This window comes from Sphingopyxis sp. 550B (assembly GCF_057401805.1).
This window is the reverse complement of record NZ_CM171610.1, coordinates 430,829-455,898: the sequence shown is the minus strand read 5'-3', so window position 1 is coordinate 455,898 and position 25,070 is coordinate 430,829. Positions and strand designations below refer to the sequence as shown.

Here is a 25,070-nt window from a genome sequence, read left to right as displayed (position 1 = left end):
CAGCCATTGCAGCGTATTGCCACGGAGATTGCGAGGGCGATGAGCTCCTTTTGGACCAATCCTTGTGCAAAGTGTCTCCCGTGCGAAAATTCAGCGCCCGAGGAGGGCGAGCAGCCGGTAGGCTGCAACGATGCGATCGCCTTGCGCCCGGGCCTCGCTCACGGCGGCCGCGATGGCTTCGCGTTCGGCATCAAGCAGATCGAGCTGCGGCTTCATGCCGACGCGGACCTCATGGCGAACGCTGTCCCGTGCCTGCGCAGCGGCAAGGGCTTGTTGACCAGCGGCGGTTTCGACCAGCACGGCGGATCGAACGCCCTGAAAGGCGCTGATCGTCTGTTCATCGACGGCGGACCGCGCCGCACGCTCGCGCGCATCGGCAGCTCTAACCGCGCTGTCGGTTTCGGTGATCTTCGCCGAGACGCGCCCACCGGAGAATAATTGCCAGCGCGCCCGCACGCCGACCGTGGCGCCGTCGGCACGATAGTCGGGGAAGAACTGGTCGCGGATCGTGGAGCCTTCCGCGAATGCCCCGACCGTGGGCAAGCGTTCCGCTCGCGCGCCTCTCGCGCCAGCGCGCGCGGCCTCCAATGCGGCTTCGGCCTGGGCGAGAGCAGGGTTGTTCGCCCGCGCAATGTCGAGCGCTTCATCGAGCGATCCCGGCATGGCCGGGTTTGCCGGAAGGGGCTGCAAATCCTGCGGCGCCAGGCCGGTCAGATTGGTGAACCGCGCATCGGCCGAGACGGCAACGCCGCGCGCAGCTTCAAGCGCGGCCTGGGCTTCGGCAAGACGGGCCGCGGCCTGGGCGACATCGGTGCTGGGGCTTTCCCCGGCCTTGAAGCGAAGTCGAGCCTGGCGCTGGATCTCCTCCATCTGGCCGACCATCTGTTCGTAGAGCACGACCATGCGGTGCGTGGTCAGCACGTCCCCATAGGCCTGGACCGTCGCGACGACGATTTGGCTTCGCGTCATGCTTTCGCCCGCGTGCGCGGCCTCGCTCCCGGCTTTCGCCTGCGCGATCCCGGCGCTGACCCTGCCGCCCATGAACAAAGGTTGCTCGATGGTGAGCTGCGCAGCGCGGGGGGTGACGTTCGCAGCCGGAAGCCCGAAATAGCCCTGCGGATCGAGGCGGCCATAGCCGATCGTCCCGCTCAGCGTCGCGCTGGGAAGGCCCTGGCCTCTGGCTTCCTTGATCCGGGCATCGGCGGCATCCGCGTCAGCACGGGCCGCTTCTATTTCGGGCGCATGGTTCATGGCGGCCGCGATCGCCTCTTCCAGCGTCGTCGCCTGGGCCGGCATGGCGACGCTCGCGAGCAGGCAGGCCAAGAGGGGGCGGGGGAGCGCCCTCTTGCGGATCATTTGAAGGCGGTCCCCGGACGGACGCCCAGCGCCTTGAATACCATCGCGGCGGGGCAGAAGCCGGTGAAGCTGGCCTGTATCATGTTGAGGCCGGCGAAAGCGGTGAGCGCGATCCACCACGGATGCACGGTCAGCGACAGGACGACACCCAGCAACACGACACATCCGGCGAACGCCATCACGGCACGATCGAGAGTCATCTTTGCACTCCTTCGCTAAATGACGATCAGAAACGCAGCTTGCGGATGCCCATGACGTGCATCGCCAGCTTTTCGTAGAAAGGCTCGCTCTCGCCCTTGCGGACTTTGCGCAGGAAATATTTCTCGAAGCCGATCTTGGCCAAATGGACCCACTTGCCGCTGGATGCCCAATTGACGTTGCGCGGCGGAATCTGGGGCTGGGCGACGAAAGCCACGCCGCCATCGCCGAAGTCGGCAAGGCAGACGGCGTTCCATGTCGCTTCGGCGGTCGGCTCCCTGCCCTCGAGGATCAAAGCGAGGTTGGCGGCGATCGCCGTCACCATGGATTCGATCATGAAGCCGGTCTTGGGCACGCCCACCGGCACCGGGGTCGGTCCGGTCGGCGGAATGGCGACGCAAACACCGAGCGCGAATATTTCCGGAAACGCCGGATTGCGCTGGTGCTTGTCGATGATGATGAAGCCGCGGGGATTAGTCAGCCCCTCGATATTGCTGACCGCGGGAACGCCGCGGAAGGCCGGGAGCATCATCGAATAGCCGAAGGGCAGATCATGCGCCTTCTTGACCGAGCCATCATCGTTCACTTCCTCGACGTGCATGAGGCCGGCGTCGACCTTGGCGACGCGCGCATTGGTGATCCATTTGATATGACGGTCGCGCAGCTCGCTTTCGAGCAGGCTCTTGGTGTCGCCGACGCCATCGAGGCCGAGATGTCCGATATAGGGTTCGGCGGTGACGAAGGTCATCGGCACCTTGTCACGGATCTTGCGCCGGCGCAGCTCGGTGTCGAGGATCAGCGCAAATTCATAGGCCGGGCCGTAGCAGGACGCGCCCTGGACCGCGCCGACGACGATCGGGCCGGGATTTTCCACGAAGGCGTCGAAGGCATCGGCCGCGTCGGCGGCATGTGCGGTCTGACAGACGGAGACGGTATGGCCTTGCGGCCCCAGCCCTTCGATCTCGTTAAAGGCCAGATCGGGGCCGGTCGCGATTACAAGATAATCGTAAGTGATTGATGTTCCGTCATTGAGTTCGAGTCGCTTTTCGCTCGCATGGAGTCGCTTGGCGCCGACCGAGGTAAAGCCGATCTTCTTTTTCGCGAACACCGGGGGGAGATGGACCTGAATCGCCTCCGGCTCGCGCCAGCGCACGGCGACCCACGGATTGGAGGGGATGAAGCTATAGGTATCCGTGTCGGATACGGTCATCACGTCGGCGCGGCCTTTGACGGCGGCCTTGATCTCATAGGAGGCGATCGTGCCTCCCAGACCTGCGCCCAATACCACGATCAACGGCTTGCCCATCTGCGATCCTTCCTCATTCAATGACATTGACTAATATAATCATTACACGTTATATGCAATCCACAAATTGAAAGAGGCAACCATGTTCGGATTCAAGAAACGTGATGCTCACCGCGAGATCGGCCCCGCCGAGCTGGACGCCATGCTGAAGGACGGCAAAGCGCTGCTGATCGACGTGCGCGAGGCCGGCGAGTTTGCGACCGGCCACATCGCAGGCGCAGTAAACATGCCGCTGTCGGGCTTTTCACCTCGTAACATCCCTGATCCCGAAGGACGGACGGTCGTGCTGCAATGCGCGGGCGGGCGGCGTTCCGGGCAGGCGCTCGACCAGTGCGCGCAGGCCCAGAGCGCGATCGACACGCATCTCGCCGGCGGCATCGGCGCATGGAAAGACGCCGGTTTGCCGGTGCTCGGCGGCTAAGGGCGAAAGAGGGGAATGAGCGGCATGATGAGCGGCAGGGGCAAGTGGCTCTGGTTGGCAAGCGCCGCGTTGGCGTTATCGGCGTGCGGCAGTCAGCCGGAGCAGGACGAGGCGTCGGCGACATTGCCCGCAGGCGACATGGTGCGACTCGTCCCCAAGGAGATCGCGGATATGAAGGCAGTTGGTGCGGAGATCGCCACCCGCGACCAGGCCGAAGTCCTCGCCCGCATCCCCGGCATATTGACCTCCCTTTCGGTGCGCGCCGGGGATACGGTGCAGAAGGGCCAGCGCATCGGCATGATCGTCGACTCGCGGCTTGGCTACGAGACGAGCGCCTACGGTGCGCAGGCGGCCGCCGCTCAGGCGGAAGCGGCGCGTGCCAATGCGGACCTCGCGCGCATCCGCGACCTCTACAACAACGGCGTCTATGCGAAGGCGCGTCTGGATCAGGCCGTCGCCGCCGCCCGCGCGGCCGACGCGCAGGTTGCCGCAGCGCGGGCGCAGCAGGGCGCCAGTGCCAGCGTCGCGGGGCAGGGGGCGGTGATCGCCCCGGCAAGCGGGCGTGTGCTGCGCGCCGATATTCCCGCAGGCGCGCCGGTCGCGCCGGGCATGTCGATCGCGACCGTCACCGCAGGCCCGCCCGTCCTACGCTTGATGCTGCCAGAATCCGTTGCCGGACAGATCCGACCCGGCGCGCGCGTGATCGTTGACGATCCAGCATTGAATGATGGCGGACAAAATAATGCAGGGGTGCCTTCTGGGTCGCGCCAGGGCAGCGTGACGCAGGTCTATCCTGCGATCACCGGAGGCCAGGTTCGTGTCGATGCGACGCTGCCTGGCCTCTCAACGCAATTCGTCGGCCGCCGCGTGAGCGCATCGGTCGAGATCGGCACGCGCAAGGCACTGGTGGTGCCGCGCACATTCGTCACCACGCGCTACGGGATAGATCAGGTTCAGGTTGTGAGCGAAGGCAAGCGGCTTAGCATGGTGCCGGTCCAGATCGCGCCGACGGCCGACCCCGCCATGGTCGAGATCTTGAGCGGTGTGTCTGCCGGCGACACGTTGTTCTCCCCCGGCAAGCCCAAGGCTACGCGCCCATGAATCTCGGCATTTCCGGTCGCCTCACCAGGGCCACCATTGCCTCGCCCTTGACGCCGCTGTTTCTCCTCGCGGCGATCGCCGTTGGTCTGCTGGCTCTTCTTTCCATCCCCCGGGAGGAGGAGCCGCAGATCAGCGTGCCGATGGTGGACATTCAGGTGATGGCCCCAGGCCTCTCCGCCGCCGACGCGACCGAACTGGTCGGCATCCCATTGGAGACGATCGTCAAGAGCGTAGATGGCGTGGAGCATGTCTATACGCAGGCGCAAGACGACGGGGTGATGGTGACGGCCCGCTTCCTCGTCGGATCGAACCCCGAGGACGCGGCGATCCGGATCGAGGAAAAGCTGCGCGCCAATTGGGACAGGAAGCCCGTCGGCATCCCCGATCCCAAGGTGACGGTGCGCGGCATCAATGATGTGCCGGCTGTCGTCCTGACCCTTACACCCAAGCCCGGAGCCGCAGGCCAGTGGAACGACGCGAGCCTCTACGAGCTGGCCTTCAAGCTGCGCACCGAGATCGCCAAGGTCGATAATGTCGGCATCAGCTTCCTTGTCGGCGGACGCCCCGAGGAAATCCGCATCGCGCCCGATCCGACGAAGCTGCGCCAATATGGCGTGCCGCTGGGCAGCGTGATCGAGGCCGCGAGCCAGGCCAATCGCAGCTTCCCGCTGGGCAATATCCGCGAGGATGGCAAGGCGGTCGGCGTGACCGCGGGCCGCACGCTGTCGTCGGCGCAGGAAGTGGGATTGCTTACCGTGCGGTCCGGCGCTGGCGCCCCTGTCTATCTGCGCGACGTTGCCAGCGTCACGCAGGGGCCGCGCGAGGATCAGGCCCGCGCGTGGCGCTGGTCGAAGTCGGACAATGGGGCCGAGAACGGCAAATGGCATTCCGCGCCTGCCGTCAGCATCGCTTTCGCCAAGCGGGCCGGGGCCAATGCCGTTGTCGTTTCCGACGCCATCCTTGAGCGCGTCGACAGCCTGAAAGGCAAGCTGATCCCCGATGACGTCACGGTCGCGGTCACGCGCAACTATGGCGAGACGGCGAACGAGAAGGCAAACGAGCTGCTGTTCCATCTGGCGCTGGCGACCGTTTCGATCGTGGTGCTGATCGGCTTCGCGATCGGGTGGCGCGAGGCCGGTGTGACCGCCGTGGTCATCCCGACGACGATCCTGCTCACCATGTTCGCGTCGAACTTGATGGGCTACACGATCAACCGCGTCAGCCTGTTCGCGCTCATCTTCTCCATCGGCATCCTCGTGGACGACGCGATCGTCATGATCGAGAATATCGCCCGCCATTGGGCGATGGACGATGACCGCAGCCGCGCCCAGGCGGCGATCGAGGCGGTGGCCGAAGTCGGCAATCCGACCGTGGTCGCCACCTTGACCGTGGTCGCGGCGCTGCTTCCGATGCTGTTCGTGTCGGGATTGATGGGGCCGTATATGGCGCCGATCCCGGTCAACGCTTCGGCCGCGATGATCTTCTCGTTCTTCGTCGCGGTCGTGATCGCGCCGTGGCTGATGATCCGCTTTGCCCGCAAGACGCTGGCAGCGGGCCACGGCCACGATGAAAGCGGCGGCAAGCTGGGGCAGCTCTATGCCCGCGTCGCGCATCGCGTGATCGACACACGCACGTCCGCGCGCAACTTCCTGATCGGCGTCGGTGTGGCGACGCTGGTCGCCTGTTCGATGTTCTACTTCAAGGCTGTGACCGTGAAGCTACTTCCCTTCGACAACAAGTCGGAGGTTCAGGTGGTGGTCGACATGCCGGAAGGCACCGCGCTCGAAAATACGGGCCGCGTGCTGGAAGACGTTGCCGGCATCGTGCGCGGCCTGCCCGAAGCAACGTCTATGGAGGCCTATGTCGGCACATCGGCGCCGTTCAACTTCAACGGCCTTGTCCGGCACTATTTCCTGCGTTCGCAGCCCGAACAGGGCGACGTCATGGTGACGCTGCTGCCCAAGGGCGAGCGCAGCCGGTCGAGCCACCAGATCGCGCTTGACCTGCGCCAGCGGTTGAAGGCGCTGAAGCTCCCTGAAACCGCGTCGATCAAGGTGGTCGAGACGCCTCCGGGGCCGCCCGTGCTCGCGACCTTGCTCGCCGAGGTCTATGGCCCCGATGCGGCCACGCGCGAAAAAACGGCGACGGAGCTTGAGAAAATTTTCAAATCCGTCCCCTTCATCGTCGACGTCGACAACAGTTTTGGAACGCCGCGGCCCAAGTTGCGTCTCGACATCCAGCGCGACCGCATCGACTATTATGGCCTCTCGCAGCGCCAGATCGCCGACAGCATCGGAATGCTCATGGGGAGCCAGACGGTCGGCTATGCGCCGCGCGGCGATGGCCGCACGCCGCTTCCGATCACCATCGCGCTCGAACAGAAGGACCGGAGCTGGACGCAGGCCTTGTCGAGCACACCCGTCGCGCAAACGCCGGGCGGCCAGCTCATCGACCTGGGCGCGGTCGTCGATGCTCGCACCGAGACGGGAAGCCCCGCCATCTTCCGCCGCGATGGTCGCTATGCCGACATGGTGACGGCCGAGCTTGCCGGGGCCTATGAAGCGCCGATCTACGGCATGTTGGCCGTCGATCGCGCCGTGGACGACCATGATTGGGCGGCCCAGGGGCTGGTGAAGCCGCAAATCCGCCTCAATGGGCAACCCGAGGATGAAAGCGTGCCGTCGATGCTCTGGGACGGCGAATGGGAGATCACCTGGGTCACATTCCGCGACATGGGCGGGGCCTTCATGGTCGCCTTGCTGGGGATCTACATACTCGTCGTCGCGCAGTTCAGGAGCTTCCGCCTGCCGCTGGTCATCTTGACTCCGGTGCCGCTGACCCTTGTCGGCATCGTCATCGGGCATATGCTGTTCCGCGCGCCGTTCACCGCGACGTCGATGATCGGCTTCATCGCGCTCGCCGGCATCATCGTGCGAAACTCTATCCTGCTGGTCGACTTCATCAGGCATTCGGCAACGCCCGACAAATCCCTGCGCGATGTCCTGCTCGAAGCGGGAACGATCCGGTTCAAGCCGATCGTCCTCACCGCCGCCGCGGCAATGATCGGCGCGGCCGTCATCCTGACCGACCCGATCTTTCAGGGGCTCGCTATTTCGCTGCTGTTCGGCCTTGCGTCCTCGACGCTGCTGACCGTGCTGGTTATTCCGGCCATTTACATTGTGCTCCGAGATGATGGGAAGCCTGCAACCAGATGATGCCGCTCGATACGCCCTTCGCGCTCCTCGCTCAGCACGCCGCCCAAGCGGCGAGCGTGCTGAAGCTGCTCGCCAATGAACAGCGCTTGCTGATTCTGTGCCGGTTGACGCAGGGTGAATTTGCCGTTGGGCAGATGGTGGAGCTGTGCGAGCAATCGCAGTCCAGCGTTTCGCAGCACCTTGGAAAGCTGCGTGAAGGTGGCCTAGTCAAGACCCGCCGAGACGGCACGACCATCTACTACAGCCTTGCCGACGAGGACGTTCGCAAGCTGATCGACATGCTGTGCGACCGCTTCGGGCCGGCTGCTGGGCAGTCCTGAGAAATCCCGATGCGCCGCGTGGTCCTTCCGTTGCTCTCTGGTCTGGCGTTATCGGCCTGTGCGCCGCACGAGCTGGGTGACGATCGGGCAAGGATGGCCGAGGAAGCGCAAGCACGATCCGAGATCCTGGCCGATCGTTTCCAGAAGGAATTGCTGAGCGCGCTTACGGCCGCGATGGCGGCCGAGGGGCCGCAAGGTGCTATCGGCGTCTGTTCGAGCATCGCCCCGGCACTTGCGGCGCAGCTCTCGGAGGAAAGTGGAGCGAGTGTGCGACGCACCGCGCTCAAGACCCGCAACCCCGCCGCCAAGGCCGATGCGGCGGAGCAGCGCGTCATGGCGAGCTGGGCCGCCGCGCCGATCGACGATGAAGGTCGACCCAAGCGCTGGACGGCACGGGAGGGCGGCGAATATCGTTATATGCGCGCCATACCCACCATGCCGATGTGCCTTGCCTGTCATGGCGAAAACATCGCGCCCGAAGTGACGGCGGCGATCCGCGCGCATTATCCCGAAGATCAGGCAACGGGCTTTGCACCGGGCCAGCTTCGCGGAGCCTTTTCGATTCGGTGGGAGGATGCCGCCCTGGCGCGCGCGATCAGGAACGGGGGTGGAGGCCAATGAGGTCAGGCGCTCTTGTCCGTCTGTCGGCGCTTATCCTTGCCGGCCTTCCCGTGACGGCCGCGGCCGAACCGACCGATCTTGTCATTCGCGTCATCAGCGAAGGCGGCAAATTCGTCGGCACGTCGATGGGCGGGGCCGAGATCATCCTCCGCGACGTGCGAAGCGGCGAAGTGCTCGCACACGGCCGCACGGCGGGATCGACCGGCGACACGGCCCGGATCATGACGGGAGGCCCGCGCGGCACGCCGCTTGCCGACGAGGCATCGGCCGCCTTCAGGACGCGGATCGACATCGACGAACCGAGGTTGGTCGAAGTCGTGGCTTATGGCCCGCTCGCACAGCCACAGGCAGCGGTGCGCGTCACCGCCCAGCGCTGGATCGTGCCGGGACGACCCGCGACGCAGGGCGATGGTTGGGTTCTCGAACTGCCCGGCCTCGTGGTCGATCTTGTCGAACCGGCTGCGCACCAGCGCGGCGGCGTAGGCGCGAGCGTGCGGCTCGCGGCCAACGTCGCCTTGATGTGCGGTTGTCCGATCGAGCCTGGCGGTATCTGGGATGCGGCGCGCTATGACGTGCGGGCCACTATCCGGCACGACGGTCGGCCCGCCGGCGAGGTCCGCCTGTCCTATGGCGGCCGAACCGGCTATTTCACCGGCGCATTCCCTGCTAACATGGCTGGCGCCTATGCCGTTACCGTGACGGCCATCGACACCAAGACCGGCGCGACCGGCGTCGACGCGAGCAGTATCCTCGTTCCCTGATCCCGCCGATCCGACGCCACCACCGGCCAGCGAGGCTCACTTCCAGTCGGTAAGTGCTTCGAGCCTGTCAAAGTCGATCCCGCCATGCCAGTCCCCTCGGGTCTGACGCCAGCAGCAGTATCCAAGGAAAAACTCTTCGCGCGTCTCGAATAGAAAATGTGCCCAACTGATACTCAGAACGTCTTCTGACATTTCGCCAAACGCACCGCCAAGGGCCAGGTCGCCCCAATGCGCCAGTTCCGGATATAGGACACGGAGCTTCGCGATTTCGGCGCGGGTTTCGTCGGAATACTCGCCGGGGTCTGTTTCATGCCCGGGCCGCACAAAGATCGACGCATCAAAAACAAACTTGGTCACACTTCATTCCTTCAGGCCCTCGCTCTCGACGCTACGAGGAGCTTCCTTGTATCACACGCGGCCTCGATCTTGTTCGCGTTCCAGGCATCGCTTGAACGCCGGAAGGTGGCGCTCGCGCGAGGCGGCTTGCAGATTTTCCATGACCTGTCGCGCGGCAGGATCGTCGATCATTGGAATCAGCCGATCGTAGAGCGCTATATTTTCGATCTCGCCTTCGACGGCGCTTTCGCAAGCCTCTTTCAACGTCGCCGGCGCCGATACCTTTCCGGTCCACGGATTTGGCGGAACGGTCAGCCCAAGGCGCCGGAGCTGGCGTTCGAGCGCCGAAGCGTGGCGTTGTTCGGCCTCAATGATGTTGGAGAAGGGCCGCACCGGGCCGAACTTGTCGATTACGGCCGCATAGCTCGCCTCTGCCTTCCGCTCATCATCGAGCGCATCGAGCAGGATCTTCGCCAGCTCTATCGAAGCCATCGCCTTGTCCTTTCTGCCGTTGGAGATTCGGGCGTCAGTCTATCATGCTTACACAATTATTCTATATTTGTATTGAGGCTTGGCCGATTCAGCGTATGATTGATTGTTCGCAGGGAGTCGGCGGACGGCGGCCCTGCCGGAGAGGGAGAGCAGCCATGCCAGATACCAAGAATGCTACCGGATCGACGATGAGCACCGGCGCGCCGGCGCCAAGCGACCGCAATTCCCTGACCATCGGGGCCGATGGCCCGATCCTCTTGCACGACGTCCATTTCCTTGAGCAGATGGCGCACTTCAACCGCGAGAAGGTTCCTGAGCGCCAGCCCCACGCCAAGGGATCGGGCGCCTTCGGTGTGCTCGAGACGACCGAGGACGTATCCGCCTATACGCACGCGGCTCTGTTCCAGAAGGGCGCTTCGACTGAAATGCTCGCGCGCTTCTCGACCGTCGCGGGCGAGGCGGGCAGTCCCGACACCTGGCGCGACGTGCGCGGTTTCAGCCTTAAATTCTACACCAGCGAGGGCAATTACGATCTCGTCGGCAATAACACGCCGGTCTTCTTCATCCGCGACACTATGAAGTTTCCGCACTTCATCCGCAGCCAGAAGCGCCTTCCCGATTGTGGGCTGCGCGACAACCATATGCAATGGGACTTCTGGACGCTGAACCCGGAATCGGCCCACCAAGTCACCTATCTCATGGGCGACCGCGGTCTGCCGCGCACCTGGCGCAACATGAACGGATACGGCTCGCATACCTATATGTGGATCAACGCCCAGGGCGAGAAATTCTGGGTCAAGTATCACTTCATCAGCAATCAGGGCACGGCCGAGTTCACCAATGCCGAAGCCGCGACGATGGCCGGCGCCGATGCCGACTATCACCGCCGCGATCTATTCGAGGCGATCGCGCGCGGCGATCATCCGAGCTGGACGCTGTTCGTGCAGGCGATGCCCTATGCCGAAGCAAAGACCTACCGGATCAACCCGTTCGATCTCACCAAAACCTGGTCGCACAAGGATTATCCGCTCATCAAGGTCGGCACGATGACCTTGAATCGGAATCCCGATAATTTCTTCGCGCAGATCGAGCAGGCGGCCTTCTCGCCGGGGAACACGGTGCCGGGCATCGGCCTTTCGCCGGACAAGATGCTGCTGGGCCGCGCGTTCGCTTACAATGACGCGCAGCGTAACCGGATCGGGACGAACTTCCACCAGCTCCCCGTCAACCAGCCCAAGGTGCCGGTGAATACCTATATGTTCGATGGGCAGATGGCCTATCAGCACAGCGGCAATGCCCCTGTCTATGCGCCCAACAGCGGCGGACGGAGCTGGGCCGACGAAACCGGCCCTGCTGCCGATGGCTGGGAAACCGATGGCGACATGGTGCGGCAGGCCTACACGCTTCGGCCCGACGATGACGATTTCACGCAGCCCGGCATCTTGGTGCGTGAAGTCTTCAATGACGCGCAACGCGATCGGCTCGTGGAGACGGTCGCCGGCAGCTTGCTGGGCGGTGTCCGCTCGCCGGTGCTCGAACGCGCCATCGACTATTGGAAAAGCGTCGATGCCGATGTGGGCCGCCGCATCGAGGAATGCGTGCGCGCTGGCGCAGCTCCTGCGCCCGCGCAAGGAATGGGCGAGGGCTCCGAGCAACACGCCGCCCCGGTGTCCTGATCCAGCGAAAGCCCTGGCCGCTCGTATCGTGGCGGCCAGGGTTTCATTTCATGCGATGAGGACCGTTTTTGTCAGCCTCTCGGGCAAGTGTTGATGCCGAGCAACGAATAGATCGGGCACATGCCCACAAGCCCGGTCAGCAACGGAACGACGCCGATCCACCCCCACGCAGAGCGTGGCCCGACGAATACCAGCGCGATCAGAACAAGGCCGACGATCACCCTCAACAGTCGGTCTATGGTGCCTTCATTTCGGGACATTCCAATTCCTCCTTCTCATTGCGGGAGATCGGGTGCGGCCGCGATCGTGCGCGCGGTCACGCCCTGTCGCCCATTCCGCCTCAGTCTTCGAGCAGGGCGCGGAGCATCCAGGCGGTTTGCTCATGCTGCGCGATTCTCTGGGTAAGCAGATCCGCGGTCGGCTCGTCGCTCGCCTTTTCGACCAGCGGGAACAGGGCGCGCGCCGTGCGGGCCGCCGCTTCGTGGCCCTTGGCGAGAATATCCACCATGTCGAGCGCCTTGGGCGGAGATTCCGGCGCGTCAGGCAGGGAGCTGAGCTTGGCGAACTGCGCATAGGAACCCGGTGCGGGCTGACCCAGCGAGCGGATACGTTCGGCGATCGGGTCGATCGCGTTCCACAGCTCGGTATATTGCGTCATGAACATGGTATGGAGGCTGTTGAACATCGTCCCCGTCACGTTCCAGTGGAAGTTGTGGGACGTCAGATAGAGGGTGTAGGTGTCCGCCAGCAGGCGGCTCAGGCCTTCGGAGATCGCAATCCGATCTTCCTCGCCGATCCCGATATTCACTTGTCTGGTCATGGGTTTCTCCTTGGTCAAAATTAATCCAGTTCCCGCAATCCCGCGAGCAGGGCGGCGCGGGAGATTTCGCCAACATGCAGCTCACGAATGACGCCCTTGCTGTCGACGAACAGCGTCGCGGGAAGACCCGCGGACCCGATCGCGGCGGCGGCGCTTTGATCGCTATCCAAGAGGATATGCGCCGAGGTCAGGCGTTGGCCGTCCAGCCAGGTCCGCACCTTCGTCGCGTCCTCGCCCTGGTTGGCGAGCAGGATCGGCACAGGCGAGCGCGCGGCCTCTTCGATCAGCATAGGCATCTCGCGCCGGCAGGGCGGGCACCAGCTCGCCCAGAGATTGATGACGAACGGCTTGCCCTTCCGATCGTCGAGCGCGCTTGCTTCGCCTGCAAGCGAGTGGAGGACCAAGCCTTGCGGCAATGGCCTCTGCGAAGAGGCGAGGAACAGCGACGTGGCGATGAGCGCGGCCGCGGCGCTGCCAACGAAGGCCATGCCCGTAGGGAACAGCGCGGGCGATCGGCGCAGCGACAGCACCAGCGAAATCGCGGCGGCCGCCAGACCCGCGAGAGGGAAGAAACCGCCTTGCCAGACATAGAATATGCTCAGAGGCTCGACCGCAAAGGCGGACCAGTTCTGGCCCACAAACCCCGCGCGGGCGGCGACGAGGCCGACGAGCAGGGCGCGCCATGCGGCCTTATCGCTGTCCTTGCCATGGCGACGGCCGATCCAGCTCGCCGCCGCCATGAAGGCAACAATTCCGAGGACCGCGAACAGCCGCTCCAACGCCAGCGCGAGAGGGCCGACGCTAATCATCAGATCGACCTTCAGGCGGCCGCGTCGTCATCGGGGTCGGAATGAAATTCGTGCCACATGCCGTTGAGGATGCCGAAGCCGACGGCGAGGCCGACACCCAATACCCAACTGAAATACCACATCGGAGTCATCCCTATCAGTAGAAGTCGGGGTTGGTGTCGACGTCGCGCAGCGTGATGCGGCCGAACAGCACCTTATAGACCCAAGCCGTATAGATGAGCACGATCGGCAGGAACACGACCGTCACCGCCAGCATGATGAACAGCGTCACATGGCTGGACGAGGCGTTCCACACCGTTAGGCTCGAGGCCGGGTCGATCGAGCTGGGCAGGATGAACGGAAACATCGACAGGCCCACCGTCGCGATGATGCCCACGGCACCGAGCGACGAGCCGCCGAACGCCAGCGCCTCGCGGCCCTTGCGGATGCCGATCCATGCCAGCAGCGGCCCCACGAAACCGAGGATCGGTGCGATCAGCATCCACGGATATGCCCGGTAATTATCGAGCCACGCCCCCGGCGCCGCAACCGTTCCCGACAGCAGCGGGTTGGAGGGACCGAGCGGATTGGCCCCATGCGTCAGGCGGAAGCCATAGCCCATGGTGGCGATCATCACTCCGCCGAGCGCGAACAGCAGGATCGAGGCACCCGCCGCGACCTGTCCAAAGGTGCGGGCGCGATCGTGGACTGCGCCGCGTTCGATCTTGATCGCGAGCCAGCTCGCGCCGTGCAGCACGATCATCGCTACCGAGAGCAGCCCGGCGACCAGCGAGAACGGATGGAACAGGCCGAGCAGGCTCCCCTCATAGAAAGAGCGCAGATCGGTATCGAGGCGGAAGGGGATGCCGGTCAGCACGTTGCCGACCGCGACCCCGAACACCAGCGCGGGAACGAACCCGCCCACGAACAGCGCCCAATCCCAGCGCGAGCGCCAGGCCGCATCGGGTTTCTTCGAGCGATATTTGAACCCCACGGGCCGCAGGATGAGCGCGGCGAGGACGAGGAACATGGCGAGGTAGAAGCCGGAGAAGCTGACCGCATAGACGAATGGCCAGGCCGCGAAGATCGCACCGCCGCCGAGGATGAACCACACCTGGTTCCCCTCCCACGTCGCGCCGATCGAGTTGATGACCATGCGGCGTTCGGCATCGGTCTTGGCGACGAACGGCAGGAGGGCGGCGGTGCCGAGATCGAAGCCGTCCGTCAGGGTGAAGCCGATCAGGAGGACACCCATCAGGAGCCACCAGATCACTCGGAGCGTTTCATAGTCGATGGGAGGTGCCATGACCTGTTCTCCTTATTCGGCAGGAATGGGCGCGTAGCCGTTCGGCGACGCTGGTGCCGGCGCAGGCGCGCGATGCTCGTCAGGCCCCTTGCGGATCGCCGCGATCATCAGGCGGACTTCGATCACGGCGAGGGCGCCATAGAGCAGCGTGAAGCCGACGATCGTCGTCCAGAGCTGCGCGACGGTCAGGCTCGAGGCGGCGAGGAAGGTCGGCAGCACGCCGTCGATCGCCCAGGGCTGGCGGCCGATTTCGGCCAAAATCCAGCCAAATTCGATCGCGATCCACGGCAAGGGCATGATCCAGACCGCCGCGCGCATGAAGGTGCGGCAGAACCCGTTGTCGCAGCCGAAGCGCCGCACCGACGCCATCCAGAAGGCGGCAGCGAAGAAGGCGATGAAGAAGAAGCCGATGCCAGCCATCACGCGGAAGACCCAGAACATGACCGGGACATTGGGCACGGTCGACCATGCGGCCTTCTCGATTTGCTCAGGCGTCGCCTGTCGCGGATCGGCAACGAAGCGCTTGAGCAGCAGGGCATAGCCGAGATCGGCCTTGGCTTCCTCGAACTGCGCTCGCGCGGCCATGTCGTTCTGATTGACCTTCAGCCGCTCCACCGCGTCATAGGCCTTGATGCCATGTTCGATGCGACCTTGCGCCTTGGCGACCAGCTCGAAAATGCCGGAGACTTCGCCCGTCAGGCTGCGCGTGGAGATCAGGCCCAATACATAGGGGATCTTCACTTCATAGCGGGTTTCGCGCCCTTCCAGGCTTGGGATGCCGAAGATCGCGATACCCGCAGGAGCCGGCTCAGTGTGCCACATGGCTTCGAGCGAAGCGAGTTTCATCTTCTGGTTGTCGGTGAGGGCATAGCCGCTCTCGTCACCCAGCACGACGACCGACAGCGAGGAGGCAAGGCCGAAGGCGGCCGCCACGGTGAAGCTGCGCTTTGCGACGGCGACCCACTTGCCCTTGAGCAGATACCAGGCCGAAATGCCGAGCACGAAGATCGAGGCGCAGACGTAGCCGGCGCTGACCGTATGCACGAATTTGGCCTGTGCGACGGGGTTGAACAGCACCGCCATGAAGTCGGAGACTTCCATCCGCATCGTCGCGGGATTGAAGCGGGCGCCGGTCGGATGTTGCATCCAGCCATTGGCGATCAGAATCCACAGCGCCGAGAGGTTCGATCCCAGGGCGACCATGAAGGTGGTGAAGAGGTGGGCCTGTTTGGACAATTTGTCCCACCCGAAGAACATGAGGCCGACGAAGGTCGCTTCGAGGAAGAAGGCCATCAGCCCTTCGATAGCGAGCGGCGCGCCGAAGATGTCGCCGACATAGTGGGAATAATAGGACCAGTTGGTGCCGAACTGGAATTCCATCGTGATGCCGGTGGCGACGCCGAGCACGAAATTGATGCCGAACAGCTTGCCCCAGAAGCGCGTGACGGTGCGCCAGATCTCCCGGCCCGTCATCACATAGATGCTCTCCATGATGACCAGCATGAAGGAGAGGCCAAGGGTCAACGGGACGAATAGAAAGTGGTAGAGTGCCGTCAGCGCGAATTGCAGCCGGGAGAGTTCGATCACGGCCATGTCCATGGCAAGACTCCTTGCATTCCGGCCCGGCTTCCATGGTTGCCTTGAGTCGGTTGAAAAGATTATGATTAGCCATTACTCGTAACTGAGTATATGAGCAACCAATTTGATCGACAGGGCGCGGCCCTTTTCTGGACCGCCGATAGCGGCGCGGCAATCCTTATGGCGGGCGCGCTTGCTGCCGGTGTGGCGGCGGCCGCGCGCGGCGATCATGGCAATGTGCTGGTCGCCGTCGCCGGATTGATCGCAGCCAGCTTGCTTCGCGCCGCGATACAGATCGGTGCAACCGACGCCGGCGAGATCGGGGCAGTCTGCGCCAAGACGAGCTGGAGGAACCGGGTCTATCCCCGAATCCTTGTCGCGGCGCCGGGAGATCGCCGGATGCTGGGCGAGGCGGTAGCCGATGCTGTCGACCGGATCGAAGACCTGGGCGGCTTCCATGCCCGCTTCCAGCCTCTCCGCCGCGCGGCGGTCCTGTCGCCCCTCGTCATTGCGGTTGCCGCCGCGTTCGGAAGCTGGGTAGCCGGTGCGATCATGCTTGCGACGCTCATGCCGTTCGCGCTTGGCATGGCGCTCGCCGGTAGCGCGGCCGCCCGCGCCGCTGCCCGCCAGCTCGACGCATTGAGCCGCCTGTCCGGTCTGTTCGTCGACCGCGTGCGTGCGCTCCCGGTGATCGTCGGGTTCGGCGCGCAGGACCGCATCGGCCGCCATCTTGCCGACGCCACCCGCGAGGTGGCGACCCGCACGGTCGACGTGCTGAAGATCGCTTTCGTCTCGAGCGCCATCATCGAATTCTTTGCCGCGCTGTCGGTGGCGCTGGTCGCGCTCTATTGCGGCTTCAACCTGCTGGGCATCCTGCCTTTCCCCGCACCTGAGACGCTGACCCTTGGACAAGCCCTGTTCGTCCTCGTCCTCGCGCCCGAATTCTACCTCCCCATGCGCCGCCTCGCAGCCGCCTATCATGACAAGCAGGTCGGAGAGGCCGCGGTCGAACGCCTGGAAAAGATCGCTCCCCCGTCCCCGGCTTCCTCCCCTCGCGCGATCGAGGCTCCGCCCGCGCTGCGCTTCGACGGCGTGGTCATCGACTATGGCGAGACGGCTATCGGTCCGTTCACGCTGGACGTCGCGGCAGGCACCACTTTCGCGCTGCGCGGAGCTACCGGCATCGGCAAGTCCAGCCTGCTGCACGCGCTGCTAGGGCTTGCGCCCATCGGCAGGGGACGGATTCTCATCGACGGCCGAGACGCGGCAACCGTCGCGCTTCCCGGCCATATAGGCTGGGCGGGACAATCGGTCGCGTTCATCCCCGGAACGCTCGCCGACAACATCCGCCTTGCGCGCCCGGAGGCCGACGACTCCGAAGTTGAAGCTGCTGCCCGTTCTGCCGGGCTTGGACCGATGATCGAGGCGCGCGGGCAAGGCATGTCCCTGCCGCTCGACCACCGTGGATCGGGTCTGTCGGGAGGCGAGCGCCGCCGCGTCGGCGTCGCAAGAGTGCTTCTGAAAGACGCGCCGCTCTGGCTGCTCGACGAACCGACGGCGGATCTCGATGCGAGGTCGGCGGCTGACATTGCCGGGATATTGGCTTCGGCCGCCACGGGCCGCACGGTCCTCATGGTGACGCACAGCGCCGAGCTGGCCGCGATCGCCGATAGCGAAATGGTGCTGGCATGAGCCGCGCGGATATGGACCGGCTACTGGCCGAAGCCATCGCCCCCGAGCGCCGCGCTTTCCGCATCGCCGGCGCGCTCGCCGCCGCCGCGACGATCGCCGCGGTCCTGCTGCTGGGCCTGTCGGGATGGTTCATCACCGGCGCCGCGCTTGCCGGCCTTGGCGGGGTGCTGGCTGCGCAGGGCTTCAACTATCTCGTGCCGAGCGCGATGATCCGGCTGCTCGCGATCGTCCGGACGACGGCGCGCTATGGCGAACGCCTTTATGGCCATCGCGCAGCCTTGATGGCGCTCGCCACGGTCCGCGCGCGCCTGTTCGACCGCATCCTGTCGGTGCGCGACGTGCGGGCCGTATCAGCGGGCGATACCGTGACCCGGCTCGTGCAGGACATCGGCGCGCTCGAAGACAGCCTTGTCCGCAGGCCCGCGCTTCCCGCCGCCCTTGCCGGCGCGGTGATCGGCCTCGTCCTCGCATGGCTTGCCAGTCCCTGGGCCAGCCTTGCCTTGCTGGCGCTGATCGCCGGCCTCGCCTTGTGGGCGAATCTGGCGACGCCCCGTTTGCTCACGATCGCCGCCACTGACATTGCGGCGGCGCTGGCGCGATTGAAGGTTGGCATGGTCGATTATGCGTCGGCCTCGCCCGAAATCCTGGCCTATGACCTGGCCCCGGCGATCGAGCGGAGCCTTGCCGTCGAGACGGCCGAACTGGACCGGGCACGGCGCCGTTTCGCGCGCGGCGAAGCGGTCATCGACGCCGGGCTGACCCTTGGCGGGGGTATCGCGATGGGCGCGGTCCTCGCGATCTCCAACGCCCCTTTGCCCATGACGGTGCTCGCCGTGCTGGCATCGGCGGGCGCGATCGAGACCTTGTCAGGCTATATTCGGGGTGTGTCGCGGGGCGCGCTGGTGACGGCCGCCCTCGCGCGATTGGAGGACATGGCGGGGCCGCATAGTGCTCCCATCCCGGCGAAGAGTGCATCCGGGCCGATCGGGCGGAGCATCGCCCTGGATCGAGGTGGTGTGCATGTGCGGCTCGAATCTGGCGAGCGCCTGGGGATTGCTGGACAATCCGGCAGCGGCAAGACCAGCCTGCTCGAAACGCTGGCAGGCATTCGTCCGCCGGATCGGAATTCAGGCATTTGCCTTGATGGTCAGCCTATCGAGGCGCTGCCGCCTGAGACGGTGCGAGCGGCCTTCGCGCTCTCGCCGCAGGATGCGCAGCTCCTGTCGGGAACAGTGCGTGACAATCTGCGTGTCGCCCGCTCTGGCCTCAGCGATAAACAGCTTTGGGCAGCGCTGGAAGTGGCCTGCCTCGCGGTTGACGTCCGCACCATGCCGCACGGGCTTGACCAATGGGTCGGAGATGGCGGCGCGCGCCTGTCGGGCGGGCAACTCAAACGATTGTCGATCGCGCGCGCGGTCCTCGCGGCGAAGCCGTGGCTGTTGCTCGACGAGCCGAGCGAAGGCCTCGACATGGTGACGGAAGCGCGGCTTGCACGCCGGCTCGACACCTGGCTTCGCGATACCGGAACCGGCCTTGTCGTCGTGAGCCACAGGGGAGCGTTGCTGGCGCTTGCCGGCAAGGATGACGGGTCGATCCTTGAGATCGGCGGCTCAAGTCAATCCTCGCCGTAGAGTTCGCGCTGCGCCCGATCCAGCTCGTCGGCATAGCGTTTGCGGACATAGCGTTCAGTCAGCATTCCCACGATCCGGCCCTGAGCATCGACCACGGCAAGATCGTCGGCCGCGCTGCTGTCGAACAGCTCCATGATCGGCACGATCGACATATCCGGCGAAAGCGTGACATCCTTGAGGATTGCGAAGTCGGACACCGGCCTTTCGGTCTGCGCCGGATCGGCGAAGGCCGCCGCCGTGGGAACGAGGCCCGCATAGTGACCCTGTTCGTCCTGAAGCAGCACGCGGCTTGTCGAACCGAGCGGGAAATGCTCGCGAAATGCCTTGACCGGCATCGCCGGCGACGCGGTGGCGGGCGCGGTCCGCATCATGCGCCGCGCGGTGAGCGTTCGCATCCAGCCAATATCGCGCGCGCTGCGAACCACCTCGCCACGCAGATGCAGGCGCCAGGTGGAGAAGGAATAGCCGAACCGCTCGCGGACTAGCGTGCTCGAACAGAGCGCGGCCGTCAGCACGACCGCCGTGATCTCGAAATCATGCGTGGCTTCGAGAACGAGGAAGGACATGGTCATCGGGCCACCGACGACCGCGGCCGCCAGCGCGGCCATGCCGACCAGCGAAGCATCCATCGGCGACAGGGGAATGCCATCGGGGACGAACGCCCACAGGCGCGCGAATATCTGTCCCAGCACCGCGCCGAGAAATAGCGAGGCGAAGAACAGACCGCCCCTAAAGCCGAAGCCGAGGGAGACGATCGACGCGAGCGACTTGAGCGCGAAGATCAGGATCAAGGCGCCCAGCGCGATATTGCCGGCGATGGTCAGGTGCAACGCGCCGTGACCTGCCGACAAGACATGCGGTGTCGTGAGCGCGAGCGGGATCAGGATAGCGCCGCCCAGAGCGGGCCGCAGCCATTCGGGAATCGCGGTGCGCCGAACCCCCGCTTCCGCGAGCGAGACGAGCCGCATGATGGCGATGCCGAGCAGGGCCGCGATCAGCCCCAGCCCTGCGTAGAGGATATAGTTCGCGGCCGAGAGATGCTGGCTGCTTTGCGCCGCGATCAGATAGGGGGTTGCGCCCAGCGTCCTGGCGGTGATGACCGCGGAAATCGTCGCAGCCACGACAGGGGCGATGCTTGCCGGGGTATAGGCGCCGATAACGATCTCGAAAGCATAGAAGGCGCCGGTCAGCGGCGCGCCGAAGGCGGCCCCGATCGCTGCGCCCGATCCGGCGCCGACCAGCACACGCAGATCGCCGCGCCTCAGATTGAGCCATTGTCCGATCAGCGAGGCGATGCCGCCCCCGGCCTGCGCATAGGCGGCTTCGAGGCCGACCGATGCACCAAAGCTGTTCGAGATCAGCGTTTGTCCGCAGACCATCGTGGTATCGCGCAGGGGAATCCGCCCGCCATGAAGCGCGTTGGCTTCCACGACGTCGATCGAGGTGCGTTTCTTGCGGCGTGTGAACAGCACCAGCGCACCCAGCACCAGGCCGCCGATCGGCAGCGCCAGCAAGCGAGCGGGCGAAATCGAGACGAGGCCGCTCAACCGGAGGTCCGTGCCGAGGCCGTAGAGCAGCGATTGCATGATCCAGGCGGCTTTGCCCAGAAGCGAGGCCAACAAGCCGGCAAGGATACCGACGCCGACCGAAAGCAGGATCAGGCTGGCTTCGCTGGACCGGAACAGCCGCCGCGCCGCCGATACGAGGGCGGTCGCCCGTATCAGACCAGCCACGGATCAGGGCGTCCAGCTTGGAGCGTCGCTCGCCGGGAAAGACTCTATGCCCGCTTCCTCGACCGGATCGAGCGGTGCGGCTTCCTTGGGCTTGCCGCTCTTCCCGGTGTTGCCCGCACCGGGCTTCTTGCGGCCCGCTTTGGGCGGTTTCTCTTTTGGATCGTCAGGCTTTGCGCCCTTGCCGGAATCCTGCGTCATCCTGCGTCTCCTATGATGGCCGGTGTCCGGGGACGAAGCGGCCGATCCGATGTCCCCAGCCTATCAATGACGCGCGATCACAAGATCCGGGCGAAGGTTGCAGCCGATCCCCGTGCGCGCGACCCCGCGCCTTTCACGCCGGGCTGCACGTCCTTCGCGGAAATGCCCGACAAGGCGCAGAGCAGCTTTGCCGTGCTTTCCAGCGCATCCGGCGCGAGGCTGTAGAAGACCAGCTTAGCATCGCGGCGCGTCTGCACCAGCTCCGCTTTGCGCAGGATGGCAAGCTGTTGCGACAGGCCCGGTTGGCCGATGCCGGTCATGGTTTCGAGTTCACCGACTGACTTCTCGCCATTCTCGAGCAGCGTCCGCATGAGCTTTAGCCGCACGTCATGCCCGAGCGCCTTCAGAATGTCGGTGATCGCATCGAGTTCGCTATCGGTGAATGTCGTCACTTGCCTGCCTTTTTGTGCTTGTCGGGCCGCGTCCGGTGGAACCAGCAGGCATCGCCTGCCGCATCGAGCGCGGAATCCTGATCCTGATAGGGCGGGAGCAGCACGTCATCGCCAGGGCGCCAGCCTTCGGGCGTGACCACATTGTCGCTGTCGACCATTTGTAGCGCGGCGACGACGCGCAGCAGCTCCTCTACCGAGCGGCCAATAGTGGCGGGATAGCAGAGCTTGGCGCGAACGATGCCGTCGGGGTCGATGAAGAAGGTCGCACGGAGCGTCGCCGCGTCGGGCGCATCGTCGGCGATCATTCCGTAAGCACGGCCGATGACCATCGAGGGATCTTCGACTATCGGAAAACCAACCGTGACACCGAAATGCTCATGGATCGCCCGTATCCATCCGAGGTGCGAATAGAGGCTGTCGACCGAGATCGCGACAAGCGCGCAGTTGAGCGCTTTGAACCGCTCCCCGGCGCGCGAGAGCGCGACGAATTCACTGGTGCAGACGGGCGTGAAGTCCGCAGGGTGGGAGAACAGCAACACCCAGCGGCCGCGATAGTCGGACAGGCTCATTTCGCCCAGGGTCGTGCGCGCCTGAAAATTGGGCGCGGCATCGCCGATCTGGACCGGCGAACAGACGCCACTCTCATTTGCGCTGGGATTCAAATTTCCTACTCCTGAAGGGAGGCAAGTCTTGAACCCCCTTTCTTACACGGTTACATCATGCGGGTAAACGATTAAGCAGCGATAGCGTTCCATAGGAGATGTCCGCATGTCCGAGTCCCAGCTTGTGGTTTGCCCGGTCTGTGCGAGCATCAACCGGGTTCCGGCTGCGAAGATCGGCGCTGCGCCCAATTGCGGGCGATGCTCGATGCCGCTGTTCCAGGGCCAGCCTGTCGATGTCGATGCCACCGCCTTCGACCGCCATGTGGGGCGCGGAAGTCTGCCTGTTCTCGTGGATTTCTGGGCGAGCTGGTGCGGGCCGTGCCGCGCGATGGCCCCGGCGTTCAAGGCGGCCGCCGCCGAACTGGAACCGCATGTCCGTCTGCTGAAGGTCGATACCGAGGCCGAGCAGGGCATATCGGGGCGCTACCGCATCCAGTCGATCCCGACGCTGATACTCTTCAAGGGCGGCCGCGAGATCGCACGTCAGGCCGGGGCGATGGACCGCGCCCGACTCGTCGCATGGGTAAGACAGGCTCTCGCCGCCGCCTGATTCGGGCCGCGATCACCCTATAAATTAGATTAAATGATGCTTTGAAGCGTTTGCGCGCCCGCTTTTGCGCGCCGCGAATCCGGCCTTTGCCGCCGCTTTCGGAAAAGATTGAAAAATCCGATCAGAGGAATTAGGTTTATCGTGTTCTCACGATTAATAGAAATGTGTATCTAATGTCTGTCGCCCACTCACTCACAGGAGACGATAAAATGACAGACGTGGCCGCCCCCTCCATGCCCCGGATCAACGAACCGGCGCCGGCCTTCAAGGCAAAGACCACCCACGGCGAACGCTCGCTCGACGATTACAAGGGCAAGTGGCTGGTCCTCTTCTCCCACCCCGCGGACTTCACCCCGGTCTGCACGACCGAGTTCATGGGCTTCGCGAAGGCGGCCGATCGCTTCAAGGCGCTCAATTGCGAGCTGCTGGGCCTCTCCATCGACTCCGTGCATTCGCACATCGCCTGGATGCGCAGCATCGAGGAGAAGTTCGGCGTCGAGATCACCTTCCCGATCATCGACGACCTGTCGATGAACGTCGCCAGGGCCTTCGGCATGATCCATCCCGGCGCGTCGGACACCTCCGCCGTGCGGGCGACCTTCCTGATCGACCCCGAAGGCGTCATCCGGGCAATGGTCTATTACCCGATGTCGAACGGCCGCTCGGTCGACGAGTTCGTCCGCCTGCTGACCGCGCTTCAGACGTCCGACGCGAACAAGGTCGCGACGCCCGAAAACTGGCAGCCCGGTGAACCCGTGATCGTGCCGCCGCCCGCGACCGCCGAGGCCGCCAAGGCGCGCAAGGACGAGGGCTACGACTACACCGACTGGTATTTCAGCAAGAAGACACTCTGAGCCGGTCGGGCCGGCTTCGCGCGCCCCTCCCCCTTAGCGCGAAGCCGGCACACCCGCTTATCGAATGAAAGGACAAGGCCATGACCGATCCGCAAATCCGTGAAGCCGCCCGCATTGTCGAGGCCGCGAGCAATGCGCGGCCCGCGGTCATCCGCAGCTTCTTCGACGAGGACACGTTCACCGTGACCCACGTCATCTCCGATCCCGCGACCGCCAAGGCTGCGATCATCGACAGCGTGCTCGATTTCGAGCCGGCTTCGGGGCGCACGTCCTTCGCGTCGGCTGACAAGGTGATCGACTATATCCATAGCGAAGGTCTTGAGGTCGAATGGCTGCTCGAGACGCACGCTCATGCCGACCATCTCTCAGCCGCGCCCTATCTTCAGGAGAAGTTGGGAGGCACGCTCGCGATCGGCCGTCATATCCTCACGGTGCAGGAGGTGTTCGGCAAGATCTTCAACGAGGGCACGCGTTTCGCCCGCGACGGCTCGCAGTTCGACCGCCTGTTCGATGACGGCGACCGCTTCAAGGTCGGGTCGATCGAGGCGATCGCGTTGCATGTTCCCGGCCACACCCCCGCCGACATGACCTATGTGATCGGCGATGCGGCGTTCATCGGCGACACGCTGTTCATGCCCGACTATGGCACGGCCCGCGCGGACTTCCCCGGTGGAGACGCCCGCACGCTTTTCCGGTCCATCCGGCGCCTGCTCTCGCTGCCCGATCAGACGGGCTTGCATCTCTGCCACGACTACAAGGCCCCTGGGCGCGACACCTATGCCTGGGAGACGTCGGTGGGAGAGGAGCGCGAACATAATGTCCATGTCCGCGATGGAGTGAGCGAGGACCAGTTCGTGGCCATGCGCGAGACGCGGGACGCGACGCTCGGAATGCCCCGGCTGATCCTGCCGTCCATTCAGGTCAACATGCGCGGCGGTCACATGCCGGAGCCGGAAGACAACGGCACCAGCTATCTGAAGCTCCCGGTCAACACGCTGTAAGG

The 25,070-nt window shown here is 64.6% G+C and carries 27 protein-coding genes; 12 read left to right on the top strand and 15 right to left on the bottom strand.

Features of this window, described 5'->3' with window-relative positions:
- Nucleotides 1–90: 90 nt before the first annotated feature.
- From AC2S9W_RS02180 to AC2S9W_RS02170, 3 genes are read right to left on the bottom strand one after another with little or no spacing between them, the layout of a single operon-like run.
- Nucleotides 91–1,356, bottom strand: a complete 1,266-nt coding sequence (locus AC2S9W_RS02180) for a TolC family outer membrane protein (RefSeq protein ID WP_012049904.1) — start codon at nt 1,354–1,356, stop codon at nt 91–93.
- The gene (locus AC2S9W_RS02175) at nt 1,353–1,556 is read right to left on the bottom strand and encodes a YgaP family membrane protein (protein WP_012049905.1); all 204 of its coding nucleotides are present in this window, start codon (nt 1,554–1,556) and stop codon (nt 1,353–1,355) included. Before AC2S9W_RS02175 ends, AC2S9W_RS02180 begins: the two co-directional genes overlap by 4 nt.
- 26 nt (nt 1,557–1,582) lie before the next feature.
- Nucleotides 1,583–2,860, bottom strand: a complete 1,278-nt coding sequence (locus tag AC2S9W_RS02170) for an NAD(P)/FAD-dependent oxidoreductase (RefSeq protein WP_029549117.1) — start codon at nt 2,858–2,860, stop codon at nt 1,583–1,585.
- Nucleotides 2,861–2,942: 82 nt separating this feature from the next.
- Here AC2S9W_RS02170 and AC2S9W_RS02165 point away from each other — a divergent pair, with 82 nt between their 5' ends.
- The 6 genes from AC2S9W_RS02165 to AC2S9W_RS02140 all read left to right on the top strand — a co-directional run bounded on the left by AC2S9W_RS02165 (nt 2,943) and on the right by AC2S9W_RS02140 (nt 9,299).
- Nucleotides 2,943–3,281: a rhodanese-like domain-containing protein gene (locus AC2S9W_RS02165; protein WP_012049907.1), complete on the top strand. Its 339-nt coding sequence runs from the start codon at nt 2,943–2,945 to the stop codon at nt 3,279–3,281.
- 24 nt (nt 3,282–3,305) lie between these two features.
- The gene (locus tag AC2S9W_RS02160; RefSeq protein ID WP_029549118.1) at nt 3,306–4,382 is read left to right on the top strand and encodes an efflux RND transporter periplasmic adaptor subunit; all 1,077 of its coding nucleotides are present in this window, start codon (nt 3,306–3,308) and stop codon (nt 4,380–4,382) included.
- On the top strand, nt 4,379–7,597 hold the full coding sequence (locus tag AC2S9W_RS02155; protein ID WP_012049909.1) for an efflux RND transporter permease subunit: 3,219 nt from the start codon (nt 4,379–4,381) through the stop codon (nt 7,595–7,597). The genes AC2S9W_RS02160 and AC2S9W_RS02155 overlap by 4 nt, the downstream gene beginning before the upstream one ends.
- On the top strand, nt 7,594–7,917 hold the full coding sequence (locus tag AC2S9W_RS02150) for an ArsR/SmtB family transcription factor (protein ID WP_012049910.1): 324 nt from the start codon (nt 7,594–7,596) through the stop codon (nt 7,915–7,917). The genes AC2S9W_RS02155 and AC2S9W_RS02150 overlap by 4 nt, the downstream gene beginning before the upstream one ends.
- 93 nt (nt 7,918–8,010) lie before the next feature.
- Complete coding sequence (locus AC2S9W_RS02145; RefSeq protein ID WP_226948755.1) at nt 8,011–8,538, top strand: Tll0287-like domain-containing protein; 528 nt, start codon at nt 8,011–8,013, stop codon at nt 8,536–8,538.
- 50 nt (nt 8,539–8,588) lie between these two features.
- Nucleotides 8,589–9,299, top strand: coding sequence for a hypothetical protein (locus AC2S9W_RS02140; protein ID WP_486571562.1), 711 nt, complete (start codon nt 8,589–8,591; stop codon nt 9,297–9,299).
- Between the two features lie 36 nt (nt 9,300–9,335).
- Here the strand turns inward: AC2S9W_RS02140 and AC2S9W_RS02135 are convergent, their stop codons facing one another.
- Together AC2S9W_RS02135 and AC2S9W_RS02130 are read right to left on the bottom strand one after the other, a co-directional pair.
- Nucleotides 9,336–9,656, bottom strand: a complete 321-nt coding sequence (locus tag AC2S9W_RS02135; RefSeq protein ID WP_016747690.1) for a hypothetical protein — start codon at nt 9,654–9,656, stop codon at nt 9,336–9,338.
- 51 nt (nt 9,657–9,707) lie between these two features.
- Entirely contained in the window at nt 9,708–10,127 is a 420-nt protein-coding gene (locus AC2S9W_RS02130; protein ID WP_012049913.1) for a ferritin-like domain-containing protein, read from the bottom strand.
- A 155-nt stretch (nt 10,128–10,282) separates the two neighbouring features.
- Between AC2S9W_RS02130 and AC2S9W_RS02125 the strand changes: the two genes are divergently transcribed.
- A complete protein-coding gene (locus AC2S9W_RS02125; protein ID WP_012049914.1) occupies nt 10,283–11,803 on the top strand; it encodes a catalase in 1,521 nt (506 codons plus the stop codon).
- A gap of 71 nt (nt 11,804–11,874) precedes the next feature.
- Here AC2S9W_RS02125 and AC2S9W_RS02120 read toward each other — a convergent pair whose 3' ends face one another.
- The 6 genes from AC2S9W_RS02120 to AC2S9W_RS02095 form a co-directional block, all read right to left on the bottom strand.
- Nucleotides 11,875–12,063 carry a YgaP family membrane protein gene (locus tag AC2S9W_RS02120; protein WP_486571561.1) on the bottom strand — a complete coding sequence of 63 codons (189 nt, stop codon included), beginning with the start codon at nt 12,061–12,063 and terminating at the stop codon, nt 11,875–11,877.
- Between the two features lie 80 nt (nt 12,064–12,143).
- Nucleotides 12,144–12,623, bottom strand: a complete 480-nt coding sequence (locus tag AC2S9W_RS02115; RefSeq protein ID WP_012049916.1) for a Dps family protein — start codon at nt 12,621–12,623, stop codon at nt 12,144–12,146.
- A gap of 20 nt (nt 12,624–12,643) precedes the next feature.
- Nucleotides 12,644–13,402 (bottom strand): TlpA disulfide reductase family protein, encoded by a 759-nt coding sequence (locus AC2S9W_RS02110; protein ID WP_226948757.1) that lies wholly within the window; start codon nt 13,400–13,402, stop codon nt 12,644–12,646.
- A gap of 41 nt (nt 13,403–13,443) precedes the next feature.
- Nucleotides 13,444–13,554 carry a cytochrome bd-I oxidase subunit CydX gene (cydX, locus tag AC2S9W_RS02105; protein WP_012049918.1) on the bottom strand — a complete coding sequence of 37 codons (111 nt, stop codon included), beginning with the start codon at nt 13,552–13,554 and terminating at the stop codon, nt 13,444–13,446.
- Between the two features lie 14 nt (nt 13,555–13,568).
- Nucleotides 13,569–14,717, bottom strand: a complete 1,149-nt coding sequence (gene cydB, locus AC2S9W_RS02100) for a cytochrome d ubiquinol oxidase subunit II (RefSeq protein ID WP_012049919.1) — start codon at nt 14,715–14,717, stop codon at nt 13,569–13,571.
- 12 nt (nt 14,718–14,729) lie between these two features.
- Nucleotides 14,730–16,316: a cytochrome ubiquinol oxidase subunit I gene (locus AC2S9W_RS02095; RefSeq protein WP_012049920.1), complete on the bottom strand. Its 1,587-nt coding sequence runs from the start codon at nt 16,314–16,316 to the stop codon at nt 14,730–14,732.
- 90 nt (nt 16,317–16,406) lie between these two features.
- Here AC2S9W_RS02095 and cydD point away from each other — a divergent pair, with 90 nt between their 5' ends.
- Both cydD and AC2S9W_RS02085 read left to right on the top strand, forming a co-directional pair.
- On the top strand, nt 16,407–17,987 hold the full coding sequence (cydD, locus tag AC2S9W_RS02090) for a thiol reductant ABC exporter subunit CydD (RefSeq protein WP_012049921.1): 1,581 nt from the start codon (nt 16,407–16,409) through the stop codon (nt 17,985–17,987).
- The gene (locus AC2S9W_RS02085; RefSeq protein ID WP_012049922.1) at nt 17,984–19,618 is read left to right on the top strand and encodes an amino acid ABC transporter ATP-binding/permease protein; all 1,635 of its coding nucleotides are present in this window, start codon (nt 17,984–17,986) and stop codon (nt 19,616–19,618) included. The genes cydD and AC2S9W_RS02085 overlap by 4 nt, the downstream gene beginning before the upstream one ends.
- On the opposite strand, the gene AC2S9W_RS02080 is transcribed toward AC2S9W_RS02085, so the two are convergent.
- The 4 genes from AC2S9W_RS02080 to AC2S9W_RS02065 form a co-directional block, all read right to left on the bottom strand.
- Complete coding sequence (locus AC2S9W_RS02080) at nt 19,603–21,351, bottom strand: chloride channel protein (RefSeq protein WP_012049923.1); 1,749 nt, start codon at nt 21,349–21,351, stop codon at nt 19,603–19,605. The genes AC2S9W_RS02085 and AC2S9W_RS02080 overlap by 16 nt on opposite strands.
- A gap of 3 nt (nt 21,352–21,354) precedes the next feature.
- Nucleotides 21,355–21,549, bottom strand: a complete 195-nt coding sequence (locus AC2S9W_RS02075; protein WP_053555252.1) for a hypothetical protein — start codon at nt 21,547–21,549, stop codon at nt 21,355–21,357.
- Between the two features lie 77 nt (nt 21,550–21,626).
- Nucleotides 21,627–22,001: an ArsR/SmtB family transcription factor gene (locus AC2S9W_RS02070; RefSeq protein WP_012049924.1), complete on the bottom strand. Its 375-nt coding sequence runs from the start codon at nt 21,999–22,001 to the stop codon at nt 21,627–21,629.
- Nucleotides 21,998–22,663, bottom strand: a complete 666-nt coding sequence (locus AC2S9W_RS02065; RefSeq protein ID WP_012049925.1) for a peroxiredoxin — start codon at nt 22,661–22,663, stop codon at nt 21,998–22,000. Before AC2S9W_RS02065 ends, AC2S9W_RS02070 begins: the two co-directional genes overlap by 4 nt.
- A 106-nt stretch (nt 22,664–22,769) precedes the next feature.
- Between AC2S9W_RS02065 and trxC the strand changes: the two genes are divergently transcribed.
- The 3 genes from trxC to AC2S9W_RS02050 all read left to right on the top strand — a co-directional run bounded on the left by trxC (nt 22,770) and on the right by AC2S9W_RS02050 (nt 25,068).
- Nucleotides 22,770–23,213 carry a thioredoxin TrxC gene (gene trxC, locus AC2S9W_RS02060; RefSeq protein WP_012049926.1) on the top strand — a complete coding sequence of 148 codons (444 nt, stop codon included), beginning with the start codon at nt 22,770–22,772 and terminating at the stop codon, nt 23,211–23,213.
- A 209-nt stretch (nt 23,214–23,422) separates the two neighbouring features.
- Nucleotides 23,423–24,067 (top strand): peroxiredoxin, encoded by a 645-nt coding sequence (locus tag AC2S9W_RS02055; RefSeq protein WP_012049927.1) that lies wholly within the window; start codon nt 23,423–23,425, stop codon nt 24,065–24,067.
- 80 nt (nt 24,068–24,147) lie between these two features.
- Nucleotides 24,148–25,068: an MBL fold metallo-hydrolase gene (locus tag AC2S9W_RS02050; protein WP_012049928.1), complete on the top strand. Its 921-nt coding sequence runs from the start codon at nt 24,148–24,150 to the stop codon at nt 25,066–25,068.
- Nucleotides 25,069–25,070 lie beyond the last annotated feature (2 nt).

Excerpts from the sequence above, each read along its gene's own strand:
- AC2S9W_RS02180 (WP_012049904.1), bottom strand. The coding sequence starts at position 1,356 with ATGATCCGCAAGAGGGCGCTCCCCCGCCCCCTCTTGGCCTGCCTGCTC.
- AC2S9W_RS02050 (WP_012049928.1), top strand. The coding sequence starts at position 24,148 with ATGACCGATCCGCAAATCCGTGAAGCCGCCCGCATTGTCGAGGCCGCG.
- AC2S9W_RS02175 (WP_012049905.1), bottom strand. The coding sequence starts at position 1,556 with ATGACTCTCGATCGTGCCGTGATGGCGTTCGCCGGATGTGTCGTGTTG.
- AC2S9W_RS02085 (WP_012049922.1), top strand. The coding sequence starts at position 17,984 with ATGAGCCGCGCGGATATGGACCGGCTACTGGCCGAAGCCATCGCCCCC.
- cydX (WP_012049918.1), bottom strand. The coding sequence starts at position 13,554 with ATGTGGTATTTCAGTTGGGTATTGGGTGTCGGCCTCGCCGTCGGCTTC.
- AC2S9W_RS02155 (WP_012049909.1), top strand. The coding sequence starts at position 4,379 with ATGAATCTCGGCATTTCCGGTCGCCTCACCAGGGCCACCATTGCCTCG.
- AC2S9W_RS02165 (WP_012049907.1), top strand. The coding sequence starts at position 2,943 with ATGTTCGGATTCAAGAAACGTGATGCTCACCGCGAGATCGGCCCCGCC.
- trxC (WP_012049926.1), top strand. The coding sequence starts at position 22,770 with ATGTCCGAGTCCCAGCTTGTGGTTTGCCCGGTCTGTGCGAGCATCAAC.
- AC2S9W_RS02095 (WP_012049920.1), bottom strand. The coding sequence starts at position 16,316 with ATGGACATGGCCGTGATCGAACTCTCCCGGCTGCAATTCGCGCTGACG.
- AC2S9W_RS02125 (WP_012049914.1), top strand. The coding sequence starts at position 10,283 with ATGCCAGATACCAAGAATGCTACCGGATCGACGATGAGCACCGGCGCG.
- AC2S9W_RS02120 (WP_486571561.1), bottom strand. The coding sequence starts at position 12,063 with ATGTCCCGAAATGAAGGCACCATAGACCGACTGTTGAGGGTGATCGTC.
- AC2S9W_RS02130 (WP_012049913.1), bottom strand. The coding sequence starts at position 10,127 with ATGGCTTCGATAGAGCTGGCGAAGATCCTGCTCGATGCGCTCGATGAT.
- AC2S9W_RS02150 (WP_012049910.1), top strand. The coding sequence starts at position 7,594 with ATGATGCCGCTCGATACGCCCTTCGCGCTCCTCGCTCAGCACGCCGCC.
- AC2S9W_RS02170 (WP_029549117.1), bottom strand. The coding sequence starts at position 2,860 with ATGGGCAAGCCGTTGATCGTGGTATTGGGCGCAGGTCTGGGAGGCACG.
- AC2S9W_RS02055 (WP_012049927.1), top strand. The coding sequence starts at position 23,423 with ATGACAGACGTGGCCGCCCCCTCCATGCCCCGGATCAACGAACCGGCG.
- AC2S9W_RS02075 (WP_053555252.1), bottom strand. The coding sequence starts at position 21,549 with ATGACGCAGGATTCCGGCAAGGGCGCAAAGCCTGACGATCCAAAAGAG.
- AC2S9W_RS02115 (WP_012049916.1), bottom strand. The coding sequence starts at position 12,623 with ATGACCAGACAAGTGAATATCGGGATCGGCGAGGAAGATCGGATTGCG.
- cydD (WP_012049921.1), top strand. The coding sequence starts at position 16,407 with ATGAGCAACCAATTTGATCGACAGGGCGCGGCCCTTTTCTGGACCGCC.
- AC2S9W_RS02145 (WP_226948755.1), top strand. The coding sequence starts at position 8,011 with ATGGCCGAGGAAGCGCAAGCACGATCCGAGATCCTGGCCGATCGTTTC.
- AC2S9W_RS02160 (WP_029549118.1), top strand. The coding sequence starts at position 3,306 with ATGATGAGCGGCAGGGGCAAGTGGCTCTGGTTGGCAAGCGCCGCGTTG.
- cydB (WP_012049919.1), bottom strand. The coding sequence starts at position 14,717 with ATGGCACCTCCCATCGACTATGAAACGCTCCGAGTGATCTGGTGGCTC.